Source organism: Flexivirga sp. G2 (assembly GCF_055397625.1).
The window spans coordinates 917454-940613 of sequence record NZ_AP039675.1; the positions used below are offsets into that span (position 1 = coordinate 917454).

25 protein-coding genes are annotated in these 23160 nt (G+C 68.7%); 13 read left to right on the forward strand and 12 right to left on the reverse strand.

Annotated features, from left to right (window positions below; genetic code table 11):
• Positions 1 to 53: 53 nt before the first annotated feature.
• Both ACZ50J_RS04625 and dapD read right to left on the reverse strand, forming a co-directional pair.
• Positions 54 to 1172 carry a hypothetical protein gene (locus ACZ50J_RS04625; protein WP_464300099.1) on the reverse strand — a complete coding sequence of 373 codons (1119 nt, stop codon included), beginning with the start codon at positions 1170 to 1172 and terminating at the stop codon, positions 54 to 56.
• 32 nt (positions 1173 to 1204) lie between these two features.
• Positions 1205 to 2143 carry a 2,3,4,5-tetrahydropyridine-2,6-dicarboxylate N-succinyltransferase gene (gene dapD / locus ACZ50J_RS04630; protein ID WP_464300100.1) on the reverse strand — a complete coding sequence of 313 codons (939 nt, stop codon included), beginning with the start codon at positions 2141 to 2143 and terminating at the stop codon, positions 1205 to 1207.
• 92 nt (positions 2144 to 2235) lie between these two features.
• Between dapD and dapE the strand changes: the two genes are divergently transcribed.
• The 6 genes from dapE to ACZ50J_RS04660 all read left to right on the forward strand — a co-directional run bounded on the left by dapE (position 2236) and on the right by ACZ50J_RS04660 (position 6817).
• On the forward strand, positions 2236 to 3300 hold the full coding sequence (dapE, locus tag ACZ50J_RS04635) for a succinyl-diaminopimelate desuccinylase (protein ID WP_464300101.1): 1065 nt from the start codon (positions 2236 to 2238) through the stop codon (positions 3298 to 3300).
• 97 nt (positions 3301 to 3397) lie between these two features.
• On the forward strand, positions 3398 to 4162 hold the full coding sequence (locus ACZ50J_RS04640) for an LOG family protein (protein WP_464301312.1): 765 nt from the start codon (positions 3398 to 3400) through the stop codon (positions 4160 to 4162).
• Positions 4163 to 4197: 35 nt separating this feature from the next.
• Positions 4198 to 4494: a DivIVA domain-containing protein gene (locus ACZ50J_RS04645; protein ID WP_464300102.1), complete on the forward strand. Its 297-nt coding sequence runs from the start codon at positions 4198 to 4200 to the stop codon at positions 4492 to 4494.
• Between the two features lie 7 nt (positions 4495 to 4501).
• Positions 4502 to 4960 (forward strand): SRPBCC family protein, encoded by a 459-nt coding sequence (locus ACZ50J_RS04650; RefSeq protein WP_464300103.1) that lies wholly within the window; start codon positions 4502 to 4504, stop codon positions 4958 to 4960.
• 31 nt (positions 4961 to 4991) lie between these two features.
• Positions 4992 to 5534: a DNA-3-methyladenine glycosylase I gene (locus ACZ50J_RS04655; protein ID WP_464301313.1), complete on the forward strand. Its 543-nt coding sequence runs from the start codon at positions 4992 to 4994 to the stop codon at positions 5532 to 5534.
• Positions 5534 to 6817: a glycosyltransferase family protein gene (locus ACZ50J_RS04660; protein ID WP_464300104.1), complete on the forward strand. Its 1284-nt coding sequence runs from the start codon at positions 5534 to 5536 to the stop codon at positions 6815 to 6817. The genes ACZ50J_RS04655 and ACZ50J_RS04660 overlap by 1 nt, the downstream gene beginning before the upstream one ends.
• A gap of 87 nt (positions 6818 to 6904) precedes the next feature.
• Here the strand turns inward: ACZ50J_RS04660 and ACZ50J_RS04665 are convergent, their stop codons facing one another.
• From ACZ50J_RS04665 to ACZ50J_RS04675, 3 genes are all read right to left on the reverse strand, one after another.
• Positions 6905 to 8284 carry an SPFH domain-containing protein gene (locus ACZ50J_RS04665; protein WP_464300105.1) on the reverse strand — a complete coding sequence of 460 codons (1380 nt, stop codon included), beginning with the start codon at positions 8282 to 8284 and terminating at the stop codon, positions 6905 to 6907.
• Positions 8272 to 8715 (reverse strand): NfeD family protein, encoded by a 444-nt coding sequence (locus ACZ50J_RS04670; RefSeq protein WP_464300106.1) that lies wholly within the window; start codon positions 8713 to 8715, stop codon positions 8272 to 8274. The genes ACZ50J_RS04665 and ACZ50J_RS04670 overlap by 13 nt, the downstream gene beginning before the upstream one ends.
• Positions 8716 to 8981: 266 nt before the next feature.
• Entirely contained in the window at positions 8982 to 9785 is an 804-nt protein-coding gene (locus ACZ50J_RS04675) for an enoyl-CoA hydratase/isomerase family protein (RefSeq protein ID WP_464300107.1), read from the reverse strand.
• A 232-nt stretch (positions 9786 to 10017) separates the two neighbouring features.
• On the opposite strand from ACZ50J_RS04675, the gene ACZ50J_RS04680 reads away from it, so the two are divergent.
• Entirely contained in the window at positions 10018 to 10185 is a 168-nt protein-coding gene (locus ACZ50J_RS04680; protein WP_325548752.1) for a DUF3117 domain-containing protein, read from the forward strand.
• Positions 10186 to 10260: 75 nt separating this feature from the next.
• On the opposite strand, the gene ACZ50J_RS04685 is transcribed toward ACZ50J_RS04680, so the two are convergent.
• On the reverse strand, positions 10261 to 10893 hold the full coding sequence (locus ACZ50J_RS04685; protein WP_464300108.1) for an O-methyltransferase: 633 nt from the start codon (positions 10891 to 10893) through the stop codon (positions 10261 to 10263).
• 229 nt (positions 10894 to 11122) lie between these two features.
• Here ACZ50J_RS04685 and sigE point away from each other — a divergent pair, with 229 nt between their 5' ends.
• From sigE to ACZ50J_RS04700, 3 genes are all read left to right on the forward strand, one after another.
• Positions 11123 to 11758: an RNA polymerase sigma factor SigE gene (gene sigE / locus ACZ50J_RS04690; protein ID WP_464300109.1), complete on the forward strand. Its 636-nt coding sequence runs from the start codon at positions 11123 to 11125 to the stop codon at positions 11756 to 11758.
• The gene (locus ACZ50J_RS04695; RefSeq protein ID WP_464300110.1) at positions 11755 to 12369 is read left to right on the forward strand and encodes a zf-HC2 domain-containing protein; all 615 of its coding nucleotides are present in this window, start codon (positions 11755 to 11757) and stop codon (positions 12367 to 12369) included. Before sigE ends, ACZ50J_RS04695 begins: the two co-directional genes overlap by 4 nt.
• Before the next feature lie 103 nt (positions 12370 to 12472).
• A complete protein-coding gene (locus tag ACZ50J_RS04700; RefSeq protein WP_464300111.1) occupies positions 12473 to 12850 on the forward strand; it encodes a twin-arginine translocase TatA/TatE family subunit in 378 nt (125 codons plus the stop codon).
• An 84-nt stretch (positions 12851 to 12934) separates the two neighbouring features.
• Here ACZ50J_RS04700 and ACZ50J_RS04705 read toward each other — a convergent pair whose 3' ends face one another.
• The 4 genes from ACZ50J_RS04705 to ACZ50J_RS04720 all read right to left on the reverse strand — a co-directional run bounded on the left by ACZ50J_RS04705 (position 12935) and on the right by ACZ50J_RS04720 (position 16470).
• The gene (locus tag ACZ50J_RS04705; RefSeq protein ID WP_464300112.1) at positions 12935 to 14068 is read right to left on the reverse strand and encodes an Mrp/NBP35 family ATP-binding protein; all 1134 of its coding nucleotides are present in this window, start codon (positions 14066 to 14068) and stop codon (positions 12935 to 12937) included.
• A 101-nt stretch (positions 14069 to 14169) separates the two neighbouring features.
• Positions 14170 to 14739 (reverse strand): DUF1003 domain-containing protein, encoded by a 570-nt coding sequence (locus ACZ50J_RS04710; RefSeq protein WP_464300113.1) that lies wholly within the window; start codon positions 14737 to 14739, stop codon positions 14170 to 14172.
• A complete protein-coding gene (locus ACZ50J_RS04715) occupies positions 14739 to 16046 on the reverse strand; it encodes a magnesium transporter MgtE N-terminal domain-containing protein (RefSeq protein WP_464300114.1) in 1308 nt (435 codons plus the stop codon). The genes ACZ50J_RS04710 and ACZ50J_RS04715 overlap by 1 nt, the downstream gene beginning before the upstream one ends.
• A gap of 10 nt (positions 16047 to 16056) precedes the next feature.
• The gene (locus ACZ50J_RS04720) at positions 16057 to 16470 is read right to left on the reverse strand and encodes a hypothetical protein (protein WP_464300115.1); all 414 of its coding nucleotides are present in this window, start codon (positions 16468 to 16470) and stop codon (positions 16057 to 16059) included.
• A 178-nt stretch (positions 16471 to 16648) separates the two neighbouring features.
• On the opposite strand from ACZ50J_RS04720, the gene ACZ50J_RS04725 reads away from it, so the two are divergent.
• Positions 16649 to 17350: a L,D-transpeptidase family protein gene (locus tag ACZ50J_RS04725; RefSeq protein WP_464300116.1), complete on the forward strand. Its 702-nt coding sequence runs from the start codon at positions 16649 to 16651 to the stop codon at positions 17348 to 17350.
• Positions 17351 to 17550: 200 nt separating this feature from the next.
• On the opposite strand, the gene ACZ50J_RS04730 is transcribed toward ACZ50J_RS04725, so the two are convergent.
• Positions 17551 to 19068, reverse strand: a complete 1518-nt coding sequence (locus tag ACZ50J_RS04730) for an aminopeptidase P family protein (protein ID WP_464300117.1) — start codon at positions 19066 to 19068, stop codon at positions 17551 to 17553.
• Between the two features lie 57 nt (positions 19069 to 19125).
• Positions 19126 to 19746 carry a hypothetical protein gene (locus ACZ50J_RS04735; RefSeq protein WP_464300118.1) on the reverse strand — a complete coding sequence of 207 codons (621 nt, stop codon included), beginning with the start codon at positions 19744 to 19746 and terminating at the stop codon, positions 19126 to 19128.
• A gap of 202 nt (positions 19747 to 19948) precedes the next feature.
• On the opposite strand from ACZ50J_RS04735, the gene ACZ50J_RS04740 reads away from it, so the two are divergent.
• A complete protein-coding gene (locus ACZ50J_RS04740) occupies positions 19949 to 21640 on the forward strand; it encodes a CDP-glycerol glycerophosphotransferase family protein (RefSeq protein ID WP_464300119.1) in 1692 nt (563 codons plus the stop codon).
• Positions 21641 to 21754: 114 nt separating this feature from the next.
• The gene (locus tag ACZ50J_RS04745) at positions 21755 to 23143 is read left to right on the forward strand and encodes an SDR family NAD(P)-dependent oxidoreductase (RefSeq protein WP_464300120.1); all 1389 of its coding nucleotides are present in this window, start codon (positions 21755 to 21757) and stop codon (positions 23141 to 23143) included.
• Positions 23144 to 23160 lie beyond the last annotated feature (17 nt).

Consider the following 23160-nt stretch of genomic DNA (forward strand, 5'->3'; position numbering starts at 1 on the left):
CGGTAGCTACGTTCGGGTAGGTAACGGGCCGTTCGCGAACGGGACGTTCCCGACTACTTGCCGGTCTCCACGTCGATCCGCACCGCCGTCGCGCTCCCGGTCGGCTGTTTCGCGTCGTGCCAGGACCAGCCGTCGCGTCCGCGATGACGCTCCCACGCGCGGTTGCCGACGGTGACCGCGGTGATGTTGTCCGAGTCGGCATGGGCGATCGCCCACGACGCGACCGCGAACGCTCCGTTGACCGATTTCGCCTGGTAATCAACGGAGCTCGCGTTGGCAGTCCCGCGCAGTCCGCTCTCGGTGCTGAGCTGCTGGGTGATCTGGGCGGGCGAGCCGTTCTTCTTCGGCGCGTCGAGCCGGCAGCCGATCGCCTCGTGGGTCTCGCCGGTCATCACCGACGTGATCACCTCGCCCTGGGACTCGTGCTCGGCATACGCATCGGGGAATCCGCTGCGCTGCACCGCCTGTGCGGCCTCGCCGATGCCCATGGCCTCCCAGTTCGGGACCTTCAGCAGCGCGTTGTAGAACGAGCCGCTGGAGAACACCGGGTCCTGGATCTGCGCGGCAGTGCCCCAGCCCTGGCTCTTGCGCTGCTGGAACAGCCCGAGGGAGTCCAGGTCGCCATACGCGAGGTTCCGCAGCTTCGACTCCTGTATGGCGGTCGTGGTCGCCACGATGGCCGCCCGGGTCGGTACACCCTTCTTGTAGACGCCGACCGCGACGATCGTCGACGCTGACTGCGTCTGGTCCGGATCCCACTGGTATTCATAGTTTTTCGCGACCAGCTTGCACGATGGAGAGCCGAAGTTGTCGACGAGGTGCTGGTAGGCGAGATAACCCCCACCGGCGATGCCGGCGACAAGCGCGATCGGGATCAGACAGCCGAAGGTGCGGCGGATCGGGCCGCGGGGCCGGTGCTCCTCCTCAAGGAACCCGTGCTCGCCGAGAGCACCCCACTGCGAATCCTCCGGGTCCTGCTCGAACCCGAACGCCGGACCGTCGTCGTACTCCTCGGGGTCGTGCGCGAAGTGCTCACCGTGCTGGGTGTAGCGCGCCGGGTGCGGGTTGTCGTCGTAGGCGTCACGGTCGTTGCCGACGTCGGCGCAGGCGCCATACAACCGATGGACCTCGCGGTCACCGGGGTTGCTGTCGCGATTGCGGCGTAAGGGCATCGGAGTCGGTTCGCTGTGTCTGTGTCGGCGGATCAGTTGGCGTGCAGCGCGTCGTTGAGGACGATGCCGTGTCCCTTGCGCGGGCGGCATTCGACGACACCGGTCGTGGAGTTGCGGATGAACAGCAGGCCGTCTCGTCCGGACAGCTCGGATGCCTTCACGACCTCACCGTCTGGGAGGGTCACCTTGGTGCCGGCCGTGACGTAGAGGCCCGCCTCGACGACACAGTCGTCGCCGAGCGCGATGCCGATGCCGGCCTCGGCGCCGATCAGGCAACGCTTGCCGATCGACACGCGCGTCGTGCCACCGCCGGAGAGGGTCCCCATGATCGAGGCGCCACCGCCGATGTCCGAGCCGTCGCCGACGACGACTCCCTGCACGATGCGGCCCTCGACCATCGAGGTGCCCAGCGTGCCGGCGTTGTAGTTGCAGAAGCCCTCGTGCATGACGGTCGTGCCCTCGGCCAGGTGGGCGCCGAGGCGGACCCGGTCGGCGTCCGCGATGCGCACGCCGGACGGCACGACATAGTCGGTCATCCGGGGGAACTTGTCGACGCCGTGGACCTGCACCTGGCCGTCCAGTCGCAGCCGGACCCGGACGCGCTCGAAGTCGGCGACCGCGCAGGGTCCGTAGTTGGTCCAGACGACGTTGTTCAGGACTCCGAACAAGCCGTCCAGGTTGATCGAGTTGGGCACCACCAGGCGATGACTGAGCAGGTGCAGGCGCAAGTAGGCGTCGGCGACGTCCGCGGGCGGGGTGTCCAGATCGATCACGACCCTGGTGACGCGGGTGCGCACCTGCCGGTGCGGGTGGTCACGGGTGAGTGCGGCGAGGTCGGCCGGCTCGGCATACGGGTCGTCCGCCGGTGCCGGGCCGAGCTGCGGCTCGGGGAACCAGGTGTCCAGCAGGTCCCCGTCATACGTCTCGGTTGCGAGGCCGTAGCCCCAGGCGGCGCGCGGGGAATCAGTCATGGGGCAAGCGTAGGTGACGACCTGGACGATTCCCGCGACCCGGTCCTGGACTCGCCTCTCGTCGCCGGCCGCCATACGCGAGGATTGCGGGTATGGCGGAACTGGACCTGACCCGAGATGTCGTCGACCTCACCGCGGACCTGGTCGACATACCGTCGGTGAGTCGTGACGAACAGCAGATCGCCGACGCCGTGGAACGCGCACTGCGCGCACTGCCGCACCTGCGCGTCGACCGCGACGGCAACACGATCGTCGCGCGGACCGACCTCGGCCGTGCCGAGCGCGTCGTCCTCGCCGGGCATCTCGACACGGTCCCACTGACCGATCCGCCGAACCTGCCGACCCGGCGGGTGGACGGCCTGCTGGTCGGTCGCGGCACCACGGACATGAAGGGCGGCGTCGCGGTCCAGCTCGCGGTCGCGCAGGCGATCGCCGAGCCGACCCGTGATGTCACTTTCGTCTTCTACGACTGCGAGGAGATCGAGGAGGAGTTCAACGGGTTGCGCCGCATCGCCGCCCACCACCCGGAGTGGCTGGCCGCCGACTTCGCCGTGCTGCTCGAGCCGACGAACGGCGGCATCGAGGGCGGCTGCAAGGGCACGCTGCGCGTCGACGTCGCCACCAAGGGCATCAGCGCACACTCGGCCCGGCCGTGGAACGGCCACAACGCGATCCACGACGCAGGCGAGGTGCTGGCACGGCTCGCGGCATACGAACCGCAGACCGTGAACGTCGACGGCCTCGACTACCACGAGGCGCTCAACGCGGTCGGGATCAGCGGCGGCATCGCCGGCAACGTCATACCCGATCGGTGCGTGGTGACCGTCAACTACCGCTTCGCGCCGGACAAGTCCGCCGAGGAGGCCGTCGCCCACGTGCGCGCGATCTTCAGCGGGTATGACGTCACGGTCGGCGACTGTGCAGCCGGCGCCCGGCCGGGCCTGGACACCCCGGCTGCGGCGTCGTTCGTCGCGGCGCTCGGACTGCCCGTCACGGCCAAGGAGGGCTGGACCGACGTCGCCCGCTTCTCCGCGCTCGGCGTGCCCGCGGTCAACTTCGGACCCGGCGACCCCAACCTCGCGCACACCGACGACGAACGCTGCCCCGAGCAACAGATCACCGACGCGTTCGCCGCGCTCGCCCGCTGGTTGCGGTGACCTTTCCCGAGTGACGGCTTCCTCGCCGAGTGACGGTCGGATCGGGCCGTCACTCGCCGAGGAAGCCGTCATTCGGCATCGGGGTGTGGCGTGAGAGATTGGGCTCGTGAGCAACGATCCCGAGGCCTACCAGAAGGGCGCGACCACGCTGCGTCGCAGCCACGTCCCCTCGACCACCACCGACCAGCGGCTGCTCGACCAGTCCCAGGACACCGACTGGGTGCACACCGACCCGTGGCGCGTGATGCGCATCCAGGCCGAGTTCGTCGAGGGCTTCGGCACACTCGCCGAGCTCGGTCCCGCGGTCAGTGTCTTCGGCTCGGCCCGGATCAAGCCGGACAGCGACTACTACGCCAAGGGCGTCGAGCTCGGCCGGCTGCTGGCCGACGCGGGCTACGCGGTCATCACCGGCGGTGGCCCCGGAGCGATGGAGGCGGCCAACAAGGGTGCCTACGAGGCCGGCGGCACCAGTGTCGGTCTCGGCATCGAGCTGCCCTTCGAGTCGGGTCTCAACCGGTATGTCGACCTCGGCGTCAACTTCCGCTACTTCTTCGCGCGCAAGACGATGTTCGTCAAGTACGCGCAGGGGTATGTCGTGCTGCCCGGCGGCTTCGGCACCCTCGACGAGCTGTTCGAGGCGGTCACCCTCGTGCAGACGCAGAAGGTCACCAGCTTCCCGATCGTGCTGCTCGGCACGAAGTTCTGGGAGCCGATGCTCGGCTTCATCAAGGACACCCTGTATGCCGAGGGCATGATCGGCGAGAAGGACCTGCACCGGCTGCAGATCGTCGACGACCCGGCCGAGGCCGTGCGGATCATCGCCTCCGACGGCGAGAACCTCGGCGCAGCTCGTCCGGAGTAGCGGCCCGGTCGAGGGGCGGGAGTTAGTCTGAGCGGGTGCTCGTCTTCCTCATTGCGCTCCTGGTCGTCGTGATCGGCCTGGTCGTCTTCGCGATCCTCGGCCACTTCGGCACCCACCTGGAGGACCCGACCGGGACATCGCCCTTCGAGTCGCTGCCGCGCGGTGTGGTCAATGCCGAGGACGTCGAGCAGGTGCGCTTCGACCAGACGTTGCGTGGCTACCGCATGGGCCAGGTCGACGAGGTGCTCGACCGGCTGCGCGCCGAGTTGCAGGCGCGGGACGACGAGATCGCGATGCTGCGCGGTGACCGTGCGCGGCCCGTGCGCGACTGAGCCGCGCATGTCCGATGTGGTGGTGACGCGCGAGTCGACCGCGCCCGTGGAGCGACTCTGGCAGGTCGTGACGGACTGGCCCGGGCACGGGCGGTTCTTCCCGCTGACGACGGTGCGGGTCGAGCCCGGAGTCACGGGCTCCGGTGCGGCGGCCGCCGGTGCCCGCCTGCACGCGACGACGCGGATCGGTCCGGTGCGACTGCACGACCGGATGGTCGTGACGCGCTGGGAGCCGCCGGGGGAGCGCGGCAGTTGCGAGCTGCGCAAGGTCGGCCCGATGCTCGGCGGACGCGCCCTGCTCGAGGTCGAGCCCTCCGGGAGCGGGTCGCGGCTGCGCTGGACGACGGACGTCGGTCCGGCGCCCGAACGACTGCGCCGGCTCGTCGCGCCGGTGGCGAAGGTGAGCGCCATACCGCTCTATCGGCATGTGGTGCGCGGCATGGTGCGGGAGGCGGAGCGTGGCTGAACAGGAATCCCTGGTCATCGGACCGGACGGTATGGCGCGCTGCGCCTGGGCCGACGGCAGTGACGACTACCGGGCCTATCACGACACCGAGTGGGGTGTGCCCGTCCGCGGCGAGCGCGCACTCTACGAACGCATCACCTTGGAGGCGTTCCAGTCCGGCCTGGCGTGGATCACCATCCTGCGCAAGCGCCCGGCGTTCCGTGCGGCGTTCGCGGATTTCGACCCGGAGGTGGTCGCGTCCTACGGGCCGGACGACGTGGAGCGGCTGATGCAGGACGCGACGATCGTCCGCAACCGGCGCAAGATCGACGCGGCCGTCACCAACGCACAGGCGGTGCTGCGGCTGCGCGAGTCCGGCGGACTCGACGAGCTGGTGTGGTCCCACGTGCCGACGGAGCACAACCGTCCCGCGACGTTCGGCGAAACCCCGGCGCAGACACCCGAATCCGTAGTACTGGCAAAGACTTTGAAGAAGGCCGGCTTCGCGCACGTCGGCCCCACCACGATGTATGCCGCCATGCAGGCGTGCGGGCTGGTCGACGATCACATCATCGGCTGCTTCCGGGGGGCCTGATGGCGAGCACGAGCACCACCGCCGCAGAGCTGTCGGAGGGCCTGCAGACGGTCGCCGTCCCCACCCGGCTGCAGGTCTGGCAGCTGCGCGGGATCGACCTGCTGCAGCGCCGGCTCCTGGTGTGCGTCGTCGCCGCATACCTGCTGCTGCGACTCTTCTCCGCGGTCGTGATGCAACTGGTGTCCGGCCAGCAGGACCCCGGCTTCATCTTCTACTCCGACGGGCACCGGGACTACTGGCAGATGACCCACGTGTGGGACGGCCGCTGGTACCAGACGATCGTCGAGGAGGGCTACCCCTCCAAACTGCCCGAGGACAACGGAGTCGTCCAGCAGAACCAATGGGCGTTCTACCCGATGTATCCCGGCATGGTGCGGGCACTGATGACGCTGACCGGTGGCTCGTTCGCAGTGGTCGGGTCTTTGCTCTCGCTGGCGCTCGGCGCGCTCGCGGTCGGCATGATGGCCGTCCTGGTGCGCGACAAGGTCGGCCCGGTGGTCGCGTTCTGCGTGGTGTGTGTCTTCGCCGCATCGCCGCCGTCACCGGTGCTGCAGATGACCTACACCGAGTCGCTCGCGCTGGTCCTGCTGATCGGCGCCCTGCTCGCCCTGCAACGCGAGCGATGGTGGCTCGCGACGATCGCCGCCCTGGCGACCGGACTCGCGCGTCCGGTCGCGGTGCCGTTGGGGGTGGTCGCCCTCGTTGCGGTGTGGCTGCGCTGGAGGAGACGTGCGGACGCGCCGATCGAGCGACGCGAGTGGATCGCGATGGCGTCCACACTCGTCGGCTGCGGTGTCGCGGGCGGACTCTGGCCGGCGATCGCGGCGTGGCGCACGGGCGTCTCGTCGGCATACACCGACACGATGGGGACCTGGCGCAGCGACGGCACGATCACCTACTTCCAGCCGTGGGTCGCCAACTTCGACCAGATCCTCGGTAACGGGTTCATGGCCGTGGTCCTGCTGGTGGTGCTGATCCTCGGCTTCGTGCTGATCACGGTCGGTCCGTGGGCCGACGCGATGGGCCCGATCATGCGGACCTGGTTGCTCGCGTACGCGTTCTACCTGCTCGCCGTCCTGGACGCGTGGACCAGCACCTACCGCTATCTGCTCTTCATGTTCCCGATCCTGATCGTCTTCGTCGGCGCCGGTTGGAAGGACCGGGCGATGCGGCTGCTCGTCGGCTGGCGGACGGTCATCTGGGTCGGCCTCGGGCTGGGCTGGCAGGTCTGGTGGTGCTGGACGTTGCTGGTGCTGCGGCATCCGAGTGGCAACCCCATCTGAGCACCCATCTGAGGACGCGGCATACGAAAGAGGGCGTGGATCCATCGGATCCACGCCCTCTCTCGCGTGCTGCGACTGCTGCGTCCGCTAGTGCTGCGGGCCGTTCGGGTCCTGCTGGCCGGGCTGCTCCGGGTGCGGGGGCTGCGGCGCGGCCTGCGGCTGGTGACCGGGCAGCTGCACACCCTGCGGCGGGTATCCGGGCGGCGGGCCGGAGATCTGGTGCTGCTCGCCGGGGCCGGCGACCTGCGGGTGCGCCTGGGTGGCCTGCTCGTCGGGAATCGGCTCGGCGTCGTCGTGCTCCGGCGCGATCGAGGTCGACGGCGTCGCCGGGGTCGACGGACGGTTGGACCGGCCCGGGCGAGTCGGCCGCACGTCGTCGATGTCGCTGGTCTGCCGGGCGACGGCTTCGGCGGCGGCGACGGCCTCGGCCACGGCCGGGTCGCGTTCGAGGGTGAACCAGTCGGCGACGTCCTCGTCCTCGACCGGCGCGCGGTCCTCGGCCGGCGGCATCTCGTACCGGAAGGTTCCGTCGTCGCCCTGGGCGCCGAAGGACTTCGCGAAGCCCTGGAGCGCGGAACCGAAGTCGCTGGGAACGACCCAGACCTTGCTGGCCTCGCCCTTGGCCATCTCGGGCAACATCTGCAGGTACTTGTAGGCCAGCAGTTCCGGGGTGGGGTTGCTGGACCGGATCGCGTTGAACGTCTTCTCGATGGCCTTGGCCTCGCCCTGCGCGTGCAGGTACTTGGCGGCCCGCTCACCCTCGGCGCGCAGCACCTGGGACTTGCGGTCGGCCTCGGCCTCGAGGATGGCGGCCTGCTTGGCACCCTCGGCTGCCAGGATCCGGCCCTGCTTGTCACCCTCGGCCGACTTGATCGCAGCCTCCCGGTGACCCTCGGCCGCCAGGATGGTCGCCCGCTTCTCACGGTCGGCCTTCATCTGCTTCTCCATCGACTCCTGGATCGACGGCGGCGGGAAGATCGACTTCAGCTCGACCCGCGCGACGCGCAGGCCCCAGCGACCGGTCGCTTCGTCCAGCACTCCGCGCAACTGCGCGTTGATCGTCTCGCGGGAGGTCAGGGTCTCCTCCAGCGTCATACCGCCGACGACGTTGCGCAGCGTCGTGGTGGTCAGCTGCTCGACACCGACGATGTAGTCGTTGATCTCGTAGACCGCGGCGCGCGGCTCGGTGACCTGGAAGTAGACGACGGTGTCGATGTTGACCGTCAGGTTGTCCTCGGTGATCACCGGCTGGGGCGGGAACGAGACGACGCGCTCACGCAGGTCGACCCGGGCGCGCACCCGATCGACGAACGGCATGAGCAACGTCAGCTGGCCGGACACCGTCTTGGTGTAGCGGCCGAGGCGCTCGATCACCGCGGCTTCCGCCTGCGGGATCAGTGCCACCGACTTCGCGACGATCGCGATCACCAGGATCACGATCACTGCAACAACTATCAGGACTGCCATGAGTCATCTCCCCGTTTCACGACGGCCGTTGCGCCGTCGATGTCTTGGACGATCACGCTCTCGCCGGTGCGGAACGTGTCGTTCTCGTCTGCCGGCCGGGCCGTCCAGACGTCTCCGCCGATGCGTACGCGACCGCCGTCGTTGCCGAACGCCTTCAGCACGGTGGCCTCCTGGCCACGGAGCGCTTCGATGCCGGTCGGTGTCGTCGGCGTACTGAGCAGGTGGCGTTTGAGGACCGGGCGCAGGCCGAACACCAGCCCGATGGAGACGACCGCGAAGACGATCGTCGCCAGCCACAACGGCGCGCCCAGGAAGGACGCGAGCGCGGCGGCCACCGCACCGCCACCGATCATCAACAGCACGAAGTCGCCGCTGAGTGCTTCGGCGGCGGCCAGCAACACCCCGCCCGCGAACCAGATCAGCGCTGCCATGCAGCGAGTCTTTCATGTATGACGCAGCCGCGAGTGACCGCCATCACAAGGTTGCCGCTTCGTGATGAGGGGATGAGCGGGCCCGGAACGGCTGTGCGAGAAGGTCACGACTGTCGCCAGTCGCTCGTCCGAGAGGGCTGGAGTGGGCGAGTAAATGGCGACTGTCGCCAGTGACTCGTCCGAATCGGGTTGAGCAGGCGAGAAACTGGCGACAGTAGTGAGATGTACGCCGGGAGATCCGCGATCGTCGGCGCTGCGCCTGGGACTCAGCGGCCTTCGAAGGTCGGCTTCTCCTTGGCGAGGAACGCGTCGACCGCGGCCCGGTGGTCCTGCGTCGAGCCGGTGGAGGCCATCAGCTCGGCCTCGTGGGCCAGCGACTCGGCGAGCGTGTGGGTCGCCGAGAACTCCACGGCGCGGCGGACGGCGCCATACGCCTTGGTCGGGCCGGCGGCCAGGCGGGCGGCGACGTCCTGCACAGCAGCGGCGAATCCGTCGGCCGGTACCACCTGCGTGGCCAGGCCGAGCGCCAGTGCCTCGTCCGCCTTGACCGTCCGCGGCATCAGCAGCAACTCCTTGGCCTTGGCCACCCCGACCAGGCGCGGCAGCCAGAAGGACGAGCCGGAGTCGCTGGACAGGGCGATGCCGGTGAACGCGAGGTTGAACCCTGCAGTGTCGGCGACGATGCGCAGGTCGGCGGCGAACGCGAACGCAGCACCCGCCCCGGCCGCGACGCCGTTGACCGCGGCGATGACCGGCTTGTCCATCGTGGACAGCAGGGTGACGATCGGGTTGTAGTGCTCGGGCACGGTCGTGAACAGGGCGTCGGCGCCGTCGGCGAGCAGCCCGACGTGCTCCTTCAGGTCCTGGCCGACGCAAAAGGCCCGCCCTGTCCCGGTGAGCACCACGCAGCGCACCGTCTCGTCGCTCGCCACGTCCTGCAGCGCCGCCAGCAGCGCCTCCTTGGTAGTGATGTCCAGCGAGTTCATCGCGTCGGGACGGTTCAGGCGCACGGTGGCCACACCACCGGTCCGTTCGGTGAGGACGGGTGCGGCTGCGGCGGAATCGCTCATGCGGACGGGTCTCCTTCGGAGTGCTGGTGGGTGCATCACCCGGCGGCGGTCGGTGCGCCCGGGGGGAACAACCTGCAGCGTATCGGGGGACGAGGATTTCCCTCTGCGCCGCGGAAGCTGAAATAATGCGCAGGACTGTTGGTCGCACCCGCCGGAAGACCGGCGTCGTAAAGCACCGCGTGGCATTGGTGTGGCCGAGGATTTGAGCCACGCGGACGGAAGGGGAAAGCCGATGGCGGCAATGAAGCCGAGGACCGGAGACGGGCCTCTCGAGGTCACCAAGGAAGGCCGCAGCATTCTCCTGCGTATGCCGCTCGAGGGTGGTGGCCGCCTGGTCGTCGAGATGAACGCCGAGGAGGCTGCGGCGCTCGGTGAGGCCATCGACGGCTGCATCGGCTGACCGCCGAGTCACTACACGGAACGGCCGCCCACGACTTGTCGTGGGCGGCCGTTCCGTTGTTCGTATGGCGGAAGGTCACCGCTTGACGGCGGCGAACAGTCCGTCACCGACCGGAAGCATCGTCGTCGTCCAGTCCGGGTCGTCGCGCAGCTGCTTGCCGAGATTGCGCAGCACCACGGTCGTCTCGTCACGGACCGCCGGATCGGCCACCCGGTCGTGCCACAGCATGTTGTCGATCAGCAGCAGACCGCCGCTGCGCAACAGCCGCGCCGCGGCGTCGACGTAGGCGGGGTAGTCGGGTTTGTGCGCATCGACGAACACCAGGTCGTAGCCGCGGTCGGCCAGCCGGCCCATGACCTGCAATGCATTGCCGGTGATGATCCGAGTCCGGGCCGAGGCGATGCCGGCGTCGGCGAACGCCTGCCGCGCGGCGCTCTGATGCTCGGCCTTGATGTCGATGGTGGTCAGGACACCGTCGGCCGGCATACCGGCGAGCAACCACAGCCCGGAGGACCCGGCGCCGGTGCCGACCTCGACGACCGCCTTCGCCTGCGTCGCCGCGGTGAGCAGCCGCAGCGCCGGTCCGGTGCCGGCGCCGATCGGCGTGCAGCCGAGCTGCTCGCCGCGTACCCGCGCTCGTTCGACGACCTCGGGCTCGGGCACGAATTCCTCGGCATACCCCCAGCTGGCCGCACGCTGTGAAGACATGTTCCGAACCTAGTCGACCGGGCCGGACATCAGTTAGTCCGGTGCAGCGGTAACGAATCCGGACCGTCGGTCGTTGTGCAGTGCAACAGACCATGGCGTGTCCCGCGTGACAGAAATGCCACAGCAGGGCCACAGGTTCATCCGGCAGGATGAGTGGTCGGAAGCACAGAAGTTCATTGGATAAGCACAGGCCTCAAGGTCGACGACACGAGATGGAATGCCGAAAGCGATGACCGACCAACTGCTGCGGGGTGCAGTCAAGACCAAGGTGCCCGATGTGGCGCCACCGGGGTGGGAGCCGCCGACCTGGGAGGAGATCGTCACCGAGCACTCGGCGCGCGTCTACCGCCTGGCCTACCGGCTGACCGGCAATGTGCACGACGCCGAGGACCTGACGCACGACGTCTTCGTGCGCGTGTTCCGTTCCTTGCACTCCTATCGCCCGGGCACGTTCGAGGGCTGGCTGCACCGCATCACCACCAACGTCTTCCTGGACAAGATGCGCCGCAAGCAGCGCATCCGTTTCGACGCGCTCGCGGATGACGCCGCGGCACGCCTGCCCAGCAGGGACGGCAGCCCCGAGCAGCTGTATGCCGACGCCCACTTCGACGACGACGTGCAGCGCGCGTTGGACGCACTGGCGCCGGACTTCCGCGCGGCCGTCGTCCTGTGTGACATCGAGGGTCTGTCCTACGAGGAGATCGCGGCCACGCTCGGCATCAAGCTCGGCACCGTCCGGTCGCGGATCCACCGCGGCCGCGCGCAGCTGCGGGAGGCCCTGGCACACCGTGCGCCGGAGAACCGCCCGGCCGCACGGCGCCGGATCGGCATGCCGACGTTGACCCCCGCAGGGGCGGCGCGGTGATGCTCTTCGCGCGCGACCAGTTCGCGCGTGCCGAGCACGAGCACCTGGGTGAGCGCGTCGCCGACTACGTCGACGGCATGCTGTCCGACCAGGACGAATACCGCGCCGATCTCCACCTGACCGTGTGCGAGCACTGCCGTTACGCCGTGCAGCAGGAGCGCGCGATCATCGATCAGCTGCGTGCGGTCCGCTTCGACTCCGGTGGCCACCAGCAATTGATGGCCGGCCTGTTGTCGCTCGCGTCGACCGGCCCGGACGGCCCGCTCGGCGGCGCTGCGCCGGCCGGACATCCCGGAGCCGGTTCCCGTCCTGCGCCTGCTGTGGTGACCTGCAGCGCACCGCCTCAGTACCAGTCGGTACGCAAGTCGATGGCGTTCGCGCTCGTCGCTGTCGCCGGCTGCGTCGGAGTCGCGCTCGTCGCGTCGACCGCCGGTGGTGTCGCGCAGAACCCGGACAACCCGCGCCCGGGCTCGCCCGAGCGTGCGGGAGTGGTCCGCAACGTGTCGGCGCCGCAGACCACCGCGGTCGTGCAGCGGCGCTCGAAGGTCAGCGGGACCCTCACCCGTGAGATGCCGATGTTCGAACAGGCCGTGGCGCGGCATACGCCCTGAACGGTCGGCTGTCGACCCGCCTCGGCCGGTCGCTGCCACCTGCGTTCGGGCCGGGTGCAAGAATCAGGCGGCGATCTCTGTAGCGGGAAAGGTTTGAGTCGACATGTTTGGCATCAGCGGGTGGGAGTTCCTGATTCTCATCGGTCTCGCCGCTGCCCTGATCGGCCCCGACCGGCTGCCGGAGTACGTCGGCAAGCTGCGTGGCTACATCCGGCAGGTGCGCGACATGGCCGACGGGGCCAAGTCGCAGCTCAAGGAGCAGATGGGCCCCGAGTTCGACGACATCAACTGGCGCGCGTACGACCCGCGGCAGTACGACCCCCGCAAGATCGTGCGCGACGCGCTCTTCGATCCCGAGCCCGACCCGGACGCCGAGCCGAGCGGTGACGCTGACGTGCCGCAGGTCGCGGCCGGCCCGGCATACGACCCGCACAAGTTCGACCCCGACCGCGCGACGCCCTTCGATCACGACGCCACGTAACTCCTTCGTGCTTCGGCCGTCGCGAACCAGTCACAAGGCGAAGGGCCCGACCGGAATCGGTCGGGCCCTTTCGCCTTGTGTCGTTCAGCGGCCGGTCGGCGTGAGGCCGAGCGAACGGCCGGCCAGGCCGCGCGAGCGGGTGGCCAGACCCTTGGCGATGCCGCGCAGTGCGACGGCAGCGGGGGAGTCGGGCTTGCCGAGCACGACGGGCGTGCCCTGGTCGGCGCCCTCGCGGAGGGTGACGTCGAGCGGGATCTGACCGAGCAGCTCCACGGGCGCACCGATCGAGCGGGTCAACGACTCGGCGACCTGCTGGCCGCCGCCGCTGCCGAAGATCTCCTGGCGGGTGCCGTCCGGCAGCTCCATCCAGGACATGTTCTCGATGACGCCGGCGACCCGCTGCTTGGTCTGCAGCGCAATCGCACCGGCGCGTTCGGCGACCTCCGCGGCGGCCTGCTGCGGGGTGGTGACGACCAGGACTTCGGCGTTCGGGATCAGCTGCGCGACCGAGATCGCGATGTCGCCCGTGCCGGGCGGCAGGTCCAGCAGCAGCACGTCCAGGTCGCCCCAGAACACATCGGCGAGGAATTGCTGCAATGCGCGGTGCAGCATGGGCCCGCGCCATACGACGGGCTGGTTGCCGGGCACGAACATGCCGATCGAGATGACCTTCACGCCCTGGCTCTCCGGCGGCAGGATCATGTCGTCGACCTGGGTCGGGCGGTGCTCGACACCGAGCATCCGCGGCACCGAGAAGCCGTAGATGTCGGCGTCGACGACGCCGACGCGAAGGCCTGAATCCGCAAGTGCCGCAGCGAGATTGACGGTGACGGACGACTTGCCGACGCCGCCCTTGCCGGAGGCGACCGCGTAGACCCGCGTCAATGAACCCGGCTTCGCGAACGGGATTTCCTTCTCCGCCTGACCGCCGCGCAACTGGTCCTTCAGCGCCGCGCGCTGCTCGTCGGACATGACGCCGAGCCGGACGTCGACACCGGTGACACCCTCGACCTTGCTCACGGCTTCGGTCGTGTCGGTCTGCAGCCGCGTCTTCATCGGACAGCCGGCGATCGTCAGCAGGACGGTGACGGTGACCTTGCCGTCGTCGGCGACATCGACCGACTCGACCATGTTGAGCTCGGTGATGGGCCGGTGAATCTCGGGATCCTGGACGGTGGCCAGTGCAGCGCGAATGGCGTCCAACGAAGGGGTGGGCATGGAATCCATGGTAAATCGTGGGTCAGTGGTGCCCTCCGGCGGTCACGTGGCGCCCGAGCCCGTGTGACCCGCGCCATACCGGGTCCGGTGGGTCGAACCGGCTAGGCCGGTGCCGCCTCGTCGCCCGCTGGGTCGGGCGGATCCGGCTGGCGTAGGTAGCCGCGTTCCTCCATCTCGTCCAGCAACGACCGCAGCTCCGAGCGGACGAAGTCACGAGTTGCGGTGTCGCGCATGGCAAGTCGCAAGGACGCGACCTCGCGGGTGAGGAACTCGGTGTCAGCCAGGTTGCGTTCGTCCCGCGCCCGATCGGCCTCCAGGGTGACCCGGTCCCGGTCGTCCTGGCGGTTCTGTGCGAGCAGGATCAGCGGTGCGGCGTATGACGCCTGGGTGGAGAAGAAGAGGTTCAGCAGGATGAACGGGTAGGGATCCCATTTGAGCCCGAACAGTCCGATCAGGTTGAACAGGATCCACAGGATCACGAAGACCGTCATCCACACCAGGAACTGCGCGGTGCCCATGAACCGCGCGAAGTCCTCGGCGAACCGCCCGAAGGTGTCCGAGTCCATCGGCGCGCGCGGCAGCCACCGACGGACGGCCTCGCGCGGCTGGTCCAAACGGCCGGACTCCTGCTGTCGGCGGCCCTTGCGGCGCTCGTCGTCGCGGTCGGCCATCAGACGACCTCCTCGTCCGTCGCCGGCGCGTCGGACGGCCGCGGATCGTGCCGAGCCTCACGCCAGTCGTCGGGCAGGATGTGGTCGAGCACGTCGTCCACCGTGACGGCGCCCAGCAGGCGGCCGAGGTCGTCGACGACCGGCATGCTCACCAGGTTGTATGTCGCCAGCTGACGGGTCACCTCACCGAGCGGCGCCTCGACACCCACCGGTTCGATGGTCTTGTCCACGATTGTGCCGAGCGCGGTCTGCGGCGGCTCGCGCAGCAGCTTCTGGGTGTGCACCAGGCCGATGAACCGGCCCGTCGGGGTCTCCAGCGGTGGGCGGCTGACGAAGACGGCGGACGCCAGTGCCGGTGCGAGTTCCTCCCGGCGCACCACCGCGAGCGCCTCGGCGATGGTGGCCTCCGGTCCGAGTACGACGGGTTCGGTGGTCATCAGTCCGCCGGCGGTGTTCTCGTCATACGACAGCAGACGCCGCAGGGGAGCGGCCTCGTCCGGCTCCATCAGTTGCAGCAGTTGCTCGGCCTGGTCCGACGGGAGGTCGGACAGCAGGTCCGCCGCGTCGTCGGGCTCCATCGCCTCGAGCACGTCGGCCGCGCGTTCGGTGTCCAGCCCGGCGATGATTTCGATCTGGTCGTCCTCGGGCAGTTCCTCGAGCACGTCCGCCAGCTTGTGGTCGTCCATGGCGGCGGCCACCTCGGCGCGTCGCTTGGGATTCAGGTCGTGGATGACCTCTGCCAGGTCGGCGACCCGCAGGTCCTCGTACTCCTCGAGCAGACGTTCCGCGCTCTGTGCGCTGGCCTGCTGGTGCAGTCCCGTGACGTCCCGCGCGTCGACCAGCATCGTCTTGCCGCTGCGGCGACGGGTCAGCCGCGACATCGCCTTCGACGCCGAGGAGACGCCGTCGACCTGGCGGACGAAGACCTTCGCCAGCACCCAGTCCCGCCGCAGGTTCTGCTCGATCGCGATGTCCTCGACGAGCCCGGTCACGGTCTCCCCGGCATGGCGGACTTGCACCCGTCGGTCGAAAAGCTCTGCCAACACAAGTGTTTCGCCGGCACGCTGTTCGAAGCGTCGCATGTTGACCAGCCCGGTCGTGATGACGGCGCCCGCGTCGACACTGGTGACACGGGTCATCGGCACGAAGACCCGACGCTTTCCCGGCACCTCGGTGACCAGGCCGATGGCTCTCGGCTCGGAGCCGCCGAAACTCATGACGACGTCCCGGACCCTCCCCACGCGGTCCCCCAAGGGGTCCAGCACGGTGAGTCCGGCGATCCGGGCTACGAAAACTCGGCTGCTCACCTGCGAAAGGTTAGTCAGGTGGGGCCTGGGACGGGTGCGGCGGTTCGGCGTGGTGCGTCGACAACTGCTCGCCGACCTCCAGCGCCCACACCGCGCACTGGGCCGCCCAGTGCTCCTGCAGGCCGCTCGGCGGGTTGCTCTGCCGCGCCGCGAGCAACGCTCCGGTGGCCGCCGCCCACTCGTCGGAGTCGGGCTGCACTCGCGTGGCGCGAGCCGGGACGGGACCGATTGCGCGTCGAGTCTCCTTGTCCCGCAGGATGATCCGCAGCTCGCCAGGCAGTTCGGGGATGGGCTGCTCGCCCTCGCCGCCCACGATGTATGCCGTGTCATCCGAGGCGGCATACCAGCACGGGACGGTGCTGTCGGGTGGCAGCAACAGCCACGCGACCTTCGATTTCGCCAGGGCAGCAGTCACGTCCGACACCAGGTGAGCCTATCCCGCGCCGGGCGCGGGACGTCGGAGAAGTTTGTCTGGACAGGTGGACAACCTGTTTGCCGATTCGGGCGTCATAACCGACGAGTCACGACGACAATGGTTTTGTCGAGGGGGGCTTCGACAGCGTCATCCATCCGGGTGACCAGTGAATAATTTGGGGGCAGAAATGAATACGTTGATCACTCGTCGGCAGGCACTCGGCGGTGCTGCGGCAGTCGGCGCGATCGGAGTCGTCGGCATCGCCCAGGCGGGAAGCGCCGAGGCGGCGACCCGGCCGACCGTCAAATACGGCAGTCGCGGCTCGAACGTCCTGTACCTGCAACAGCGCCTCGGCGCCGTCGGTTACTGGTGCGGTGCGGCCGACGGCGTCTTCGGCGGGCAGACCCAGCAGGCGGTCTTCGCCCTGCAGAAGGCCTGGGGGCTGGTGCGGGACGGAGTTGTCGGGCCGCTCACCTGGACCAAGGTCGCCTCGAACACCCGGCGTACACCGCGGTATGGCGCGGGATATCGCATCGAGGTCGACAAGACGCGCCAGCTCGCGCTCGTGGTGTGGGGATCCACCGTGCGCTACACGCTCAACACCAGCACCGGCGCCAACAAGCCGTTCTACGCATGGGGCCGTTGGTATGACGGGCGCACACCGAGTGGGAAGTTCACCGTGCGCAGCCACGTCAACGGCTGGCAGACCGGCGCGCTCGGGTCGATGTACAAGCCGTATTACTTCAACGGCGGCATCGCCATGCACGGTTCGACCAGTGTGCCGACATACAACGCGTCGCACGGTTGCTGCCGGCTGTCGATCTCGGCGCAGGACATGCTGATCCGTGGCGGCTATCTCAAGAACGGCCGCCAGATCTACGTCTATTGAGCCCGAAGGTCACGAAACGGACACGTCCCGGTATTCGGTGCAACGGAATGGCGCCCCGCGTCGTCTAGTCAGTATCAGCACCGCGGGGGACTCGCCTCCGGCACCGAAAGGGCCGGAGCATTGGGGAGGAAACGGCTGGTGCCGGCACTAACGGGGAGTGTCGGCACCAGCCGTTCGTCATGTCCGAAGAGGTTGTCGGCTCAGGCCTTCGAGTCCGCCTGCACTCGTGCGATCCAGGCCTCGACGTCGTCGGCCTTGCTCGGAATGTGCGCCGACAGCACCTCATGGCCGTCCTCGGTCACCAGCACGTCGTCCTCGATGCGCACGCCGATGCCGCGCAACTCCTCCGGCACCAGCTCGTCGTCGGCCTTGAAGTACAGACCCGGCTCGACCGTCAGGATCATCCCCGGCTTGAGCTCGGCGTCCATGTAGTCCTCCCGCAACGCCAACGCACAGTCGTGCACGTCGATGCCGAGGTGGTGGCTCGTGCCGTGCACCATCCACCGGCGGTGGAACTGGCCGTTCTCCTTGTCGAGGGTGCCCTCGACGTCGACACCGTCGGGCAGCAGGCCCCACTCGTGCAGGTGCTCGGCGATCACCCGGATCGCTGCAGCATGCACGTCCGAGAACTTGTTGCCCGGCTTGACCGCGGCGATGCCCGCCTGCTGGGCGGCATACACGGCCTCGTAGACCTTGCGCTGCGCCTCGTCGTAGGTGCCGTCGACCGGCAGCGTGCGGGTGATGTCCGCGGTGTAGAGCGAGTCGACCTCGACGCCCGCGTCGAGCAGCACCAGGTCGTCCTCGTGAACGTCGCCGGTGTTCTTGATCCAGTGCAGCGTGTTGGCGTGATCGCCTGCGGCACAGATGGATTCGTAGCCGACACCGTTGCCACGGTGTCGGGCGTGCAGGCCGAAGACGCCCTCGACCCACCGCTCACCGCGACCACGGCGCACTGCCTCCGCCAACTCGGCGATGACGGCGTCGAAGCCCTCCCCGGTCGCGTTCACGGCCTGGCGCATCTGCTCGATCTCGAACGCGTCCTTGATCAGCCGCAGGGTGGACAACACCCGACCCAGCTCGGCGTCCGCCTCGAGGCGTTGCTCGGACGCAGACTCGGCCTCGGCCTCGGCGGCACGCGCCTTGTCGACGGTCTCGGTGACCTCGGCGTCGGCATCACGGACGACTCGGACGCCGATCTCACCGGCGTCCTTCGCGACCGCGTCGGTGAACTCGTCGATGTGCCGGGCGATGACGCCCAGCTCGGCCTCGATGTCCTCGATCGTCGGGCGACTGCCGACCCAGAACTCGCCATACCGCGAATCGGCGAAGAACTCCTCGGTGTCCCGTCCGGCCAACGGTCGGAAGTAGAGGACCGTGTCGTGCCCGCCGCCGTCGCGCGGCTCGAGCACGAGGACGGCGTCCGGCTCGCGGTCGGCGCCCAGGCCGGTCAGGTGGGCGAAGGCCGAGTGCGGCCGGAAGATGTAGTCGGTGTCATTGCTGCGGACCTTCAGACCACCGGCGGGTATGACGAGACGCTCACCCGGGAACGCCTCCGACACGGCCGAACGGCGCTCCGCGGCAAAGTCCGCGACGGCTGCCCGGGCGGGCGTGGCATCGCTGCGCGGCGTCCATCCGGAGCTGATGAAGGACCGGAACGCCTCGGGCGACGGCTGACTGCGCGATTGCGACTTCTGCTGCTTCTCACTCACACCTGCCATCGTCGCACGTCGCCCCGACGCGCGAGCGGCGAGCGCGCATTCAGCGCTCGCGGACCGTCACTGCTGCTTCCAGGCCCAGGTGGAGAAGATCGCCGACAACGCCTGATCCGCCCCCGCTGCGGCGTCGGCCGAGGAAGCGCTGGTCATCGTCATCGAATAGACGTGACTTCGGAAGACCACGAAGTACTGCGTCTGGGTGAAGTCGGCGCCCTGCGCCTTGCGGTCGAAGGTGTACCCGCGGGCCGGCAGCCCGCCGATCGTGCGATCCGGCTTGTCCTTGATGTGCACGCCTTGCTGGCGCCAGGCGATCTCCGCCTGGGTCACGACGTCGTCGAGCGCCGGCACCGGCAACGGGTTCTGCACCACCACGTTGAAGTTCGTCGTGACCTTGTCCTGCGGCGACCCGGCCTTGATCGCCAGCGTCGCCGGCTTCTGGTCCAGCTTCTTCCAGCCGGTGGGCGCGACCAGGGAGAACGACGAGTCGCTGCTGCTGATGCTGCCCGTCGCCGTGGACGTGCTCGGGGTGGGCGTCGGCGCTGCGGTCACCGTGGTCGGGATCGACACATGCGTCGTGGGTGTCGTTGCGGCCCCACTGCCGGATCCCGAGCATCCGGTGAGCCCGGCGATCAGCGCGCCGGCTGCGGCAAGGACGAGCGGTCGGGACAGCGAAGCAGTCATGTCGCGCGATCCTAAATCAGTGGGGACAAGAACCGCTGGACCAGGGGCATCAGCTGATGCGGCGTCCCCGGCGCAGCGCGACCAACCGCGGGTTCATGGCACCGACCCGCCGACGTGACGTGCGGAACGCGTTTCGTCGAAGGCAAGAATCGACCGTGGTCACCTGCGACAATCGCCGCGGTGAACAATTGGGAGGAGTCACGTGAACGACCGGTATCAGCGGCCGTGGAGCGCGATTGTGGGGGCTGGTCGAGCCGCTCGGTCGAGTGCAGGGGTCGCGGCATTGATCGTGCTCGCGGCGGTCACGGTCGCTCTCGCGACGTGGCCGGCACCAGGGTTCGTCGTCGGGGTTCTCGCGCTGGGACAGCTTGCCGGCGCCGTCGTGGTCTCCCGCTATCGCCCGGGACCGGTGCTGGCCGCCAGCTCACTGATGGCAGCACTGTCGTGCGTGCTCAGCCTGCGCGCACACGGTGGCGCGACGATCTGGGTCGCGCTGACCATCGGGGTGTGCGCCGCGGTCGGCCTGGCGCAGGAACCACTGCACCAGCGGATCGTCCCGCGCGTGCGGACGGTGAATCTGCCTGGCGTTCCTGATGATCCGCGGGCGCAGGAGCCGGGGGCGCTCGCGCCGGTCGTGCCGCTCGCCGTCGGTCTGCTGACGCTGCTGCTCATCCTCGAGTCCGTGTGGGGGGTCCCGGACTTCGTCAGCCTGATCGTGTTCGGCAGCGTGCTGGCGAGCCTCGTCGGGTGCGTCATACGGATGCGGCATGCGGTGCGCGTCCGCCGCAACGGAACGGTCAACCGCGACGTGACGCTCGCCCTGGAACGGCTGGCCCCCGCGTTCTTCGTCTACTTCAGTGGCCCGGTCGACGGCGAGTACCAGATCCGGATGTGGCTGCCGTACCTCGAGCAGCTCGGTGTGCCGTTCGCGATCCTGGCCCGCAATCCGAAGATGCTGCCGCGTGCCGCGCGGTTGACCGACGTGCCGCTCATCGCCTGCCCGCGGGTGACAGGGTTGGACGCCTGCATGGTGCCCAGTGTGCGCGCCCTCTTCTACGTCAACATCGACAACGCCTGTGCCGATGGCATCCGCTACATCGACCGTACACACGTGCACCTCAACCATGGTGACTCGGACAAGCCATCGAGCTATCACCCGATGTTCGCCGTGTTCGACAAGGACTTCGTGGCCGGCCAGGCCGCGATCGACAGGTTCGCGCGGCACGGGGTGTCGATGCCCGAGCACAAGTTCGTGGTCGTGGGCCGCCCGCAGGTCGCGGCGGCCACCGAGCACAACACGTTCCCGGTTCCGGGACGACGCACCGTGCTCTACGCACCCACCTGGCAGTCGGGGATGCGCGAGATGAGCTTGAGTTCATTGGAGTACGGCGAGCAGATCGTGCAGGCGTTGCTGGATGGAGGTGCGTGCGTGGTGTTCCGGCCGCACCCGTTGTCCAGAGGGCAGCGGCGCGCGATGACGGCGATCAGCCGCATCGACGCGTTGTTGGAGTCCTCGGCGACTCCGGATTGTCCGCACCTGCCGAGCACCCAGGCGCTCACGGAGGGCATCATCGACAACTTCAACCGGTCCGACGCGATGGTCACGGACATCTCGAGTGTGGCCTCGGACTACCTGGCGTCCTGCAAACCGCTGGCCGTGGTGTTGCCGACCCGCACCCGGCAACGCCCGGACGTCGAGGAGTATCCCGTGCTGAAGGCGGCATACCTGGTCGACGTTCGCACGGGCCTCGCCGAGGGTCTCCGACCGGTGTTGACCTCCGACGCCGACCTGCTGGCACAGCAGCGGCGGGACCTGCGAGCGCACTATCTGGGCGACGAGCGCGACAGCGTGCGACTGTTCCGGGAAGCGGCGAGGGCAGCCCTCGATGCGTGACGTCGACCGACGACCGAATTGCGACACCCGGATTTCACCGCTTGTTAAACTCGCCCGTTCCGGAGCGGGCACAGACGTGCGGCATGCCGGCACACCGAAAAGGGGAAAGACCGCGTGAAGACGTACGGAGTGGTGCTGGCCGGTGGAGTCGGTTCCCGACTCGGGCTCAGCGTGCCCAAGCAGATGGTGAAGGTCTCCGGCAAGACCATCCTGGAGCACACGGTCGCTGCCCTGCACGACTCGTCGGTGATCGACGAGATGATCGTGATGGTCACCCCGGGCTGGTCGGAGAAGACCGCGACCATCCTCGGTGAGAAGTACCCGAAGGTCTCGCGGATCCTCGAGGGCGGCGCGACACGCAACGAGACCACCATGCGGGTGCTGACCGCGATCGAGGAGAGCGACGCCAAGATCCTGCTGCACGACGCCGTGCGACCACTGGTCGATGACCGGATCCTGCGTGACTGCACCGCAGCCCTGGACAGCTATGACGCGGTCGACGTCGTCATACCGTCCGCGGACACCATCGTGTCCGTCGACGAGGACGAGATCATCACGCACATCCCGGACCGCAGTTTCCTGCGGCGGGGACAGACCCCGCAGGGCTTCCGGCTCTCGGTGCTGCGCTCGGCGTACGAGCTCGCGGTGGAGGACCCCTACTTCTCCGCGACCGACGACTGCGGGGTGGTGCTGAAGTACAAGCCCGAGGTGAAGACCAAGACCATCCAGGGCTCCGACCGCAACATGAAGGTCACCTATCCGCTCGACATGTACATCGTCGACAAGTTCTTCCAACTGGGCACCCAGGAGGCGCCCCTGCCGGTCGCCGACATGCGGTCGTTCTTCAGCGGAAAGACCATCGTCGTCCTCGGCGGCAGTTACGGCATCGGCGCCGAGATCGACCGTCTGGCAAGGGGTTTCGGTGCGACGGTGGTCGCACACGGCCGCTCGACGACGGGCCTGCACGTCGAGAACGCCGACCACATCGCCGAGGCGTTCGAGAAGACCGCCCAGGAACACGGCCAGATCGATGCGGTCGTGCTGACCGCCGGTGTCCTGCAGATGGGCCGGCTCGCCGACGCCACGCAGGAGGACGTCGCCCGCGTCATCGACGTCAACTACCTGGCGCCGGTCAACGTGGCCCGCGCGGCATACCCCTACCTGCGGAAGTCGGCCGGTCACCTGCTGAACTTCACGTCGTCGTCCTACACCCGCGGCCGGGAGAACTACGCGCTGTACTCCTCGACGAAGGCGGCGGTGGTCAACCTGACCCAGGCGCTGTCCGAGGAATGGTCCGCCGACAACATCAAGGTCAACGTCATCAACCCGGAACGCGCCGCGACGCCCATGCGGCTCGCTGCCTTCGGCGAGGAGCCGCCGGGCACCCTGCTGTCGGCGGAGCAGGTCGCCGACGCGTCGCTCGCGGTGCTGGCGTCCGACCTGACCGGCGCCGTGATCGACGTCCGTCGCGAGCTGCCCGCCCGCGACGGCAGCACCGGCTGAACACTCCCCGAGAGGCT

What these genes read in the sequence shown, in the direction of transcription:
- ACZ50J_RS04680 (WP_325548752.1), top strand. Translation starts at nt 10,018, where the DNA reads ATGGCGGCAATGAAGCCGAGGACCGGAGACGGGCCTCTCGAGGTCACC.
- ACZ50J_RS04700 (WP_464300111.1), top strand. Translation starts at nt 12,473, where the DNA reads ATGTTTGGCATCAGCGGGTGGGAGTTCCTGATTCTCATCGGTCTCGCC.
- ACZ50J_RS04655 (WP_464301313.1), top strand. Translation starts at nt 4,992, where the DNA reads ATGGCGCGCTGCGCCTGGGCCGACGGCAGTGACGACTACCGGGCCTAT.
- ACZ50J_RS04735 (WP_464300118.1), bottom strand. Translation starts at nt 19,746, where the DNA reads ATGACTGCTTCGCTGTCCCGACCGCTCGTCCTTGCCGCAGCCGGCGCG.
- ACZ50J_RS04660 (WP_464300104.1), top strand. Translation starts at nt 5,534, where the DNA reads ATGGCGAGCACGAGCACCACCGCCGCAGAGCTGTCGGAGGGCCTGCAG.
- ACZ50J_RS04730 (WP_464300117.1), bottom strand. Translation starts at nt 19,068, where the DNA reads ATGGCAGGTGTGAGTGAGAAGCAGCAGAAGTCGCAATCGCGCAGTCAG.
- ACZ50J_RS04665 (WP_464300105.1), bottom strand. Translation starts at nt 8,284, where the DNA reads ATGGCAGTCCTGATAGTTGTTGCAGTGATCGTGATCCTGGTGATCGCG.
- ACZ50J_RS04675 (WP_464300107.1), bottom strand. Translation starts at nt 9,785, where the DNA reads ATGAGCGATTCCGCCGCAGCCGCACCCGTCCTCACCGAACGGACCGGT.
- ACZ50J_RS04705 (WP_464300112.1), bottom strand. Translation starts at nt 14,068, where the DNA reads ATGCCCACCCCTTCGTTGGACGCCATTCGCGCTGCACTGGCCACCGTC.
- ACZ50J_RS04625 (WP_464300099.1), bottom strand. Translation starts at nt 1,172, where the DNA reads ATGCCCTTACGCCGCAATCGCGACAGCAACCCCGGTGACCGCGAGGTC.
- ACZ50J_RS04725 (WP_464300116.1), top strand. Translation starts at nt 16,649, where the DNA reads ATGAATACGTTGATCACTCGTCGGCAGGCACTCGGCGGTGCTGCGGCA.
- ACZ50J_RS04650 (WP_464300103.1), top strand. Translation starts at nt 4,502, where the DNA reads ATGTCCGATGTGGTGGTGACGCGCGAGTCGACCGCGCCCGTGGAGCGA.
- dapD (WP_464300100.1), bottom strand. Translation starts at nt 2,143, where the DNA reads ATGACTGATTCCCCGCGCGCCGCCTGGGGCTACGGCCTCGCAACCGAG.
- ACZ50J_RS04685 (WP_464300108.1), bottom strand. Translation starts at nt 10,893, where the DNA reads ATGTCTTCACAGCGTGCGGCCAGCTGGGGGTATGCCGAGGAATTCGTG.
- dapE (WP_464300101.1), top strand. Translation starts at nt 2,236, where the DNA reads ATGGCGGAACTGGACCTGACCCGAGATGTCGTCGACCTCACCGCGGAC.
- ACZ50J_RS04710 (WP_464300113.1), bottom strand. Translation starts at nt 14,739, where the DNA reads ATGGCCGACCGCGACGACGAGCGCCGCAAGGGCCGCCGACAGCAGGAG.
- ACZ50J_RS04670 (WP_464300106.1), bottom strand. Translation starts at nt 8,715, where the DNA reads ATGGCAGCGCTGATCTGGTTCGCGGGCGGGGTGTTGCTGGCCGCCGCC.
- sigE (WP_464300109.1), top strand. Translation starts at nt 11,123, where the DNA reads ATGACCGACCAACTGCTGCGGGGTGCAGTCAAGACCAAGGTGCCCGAT.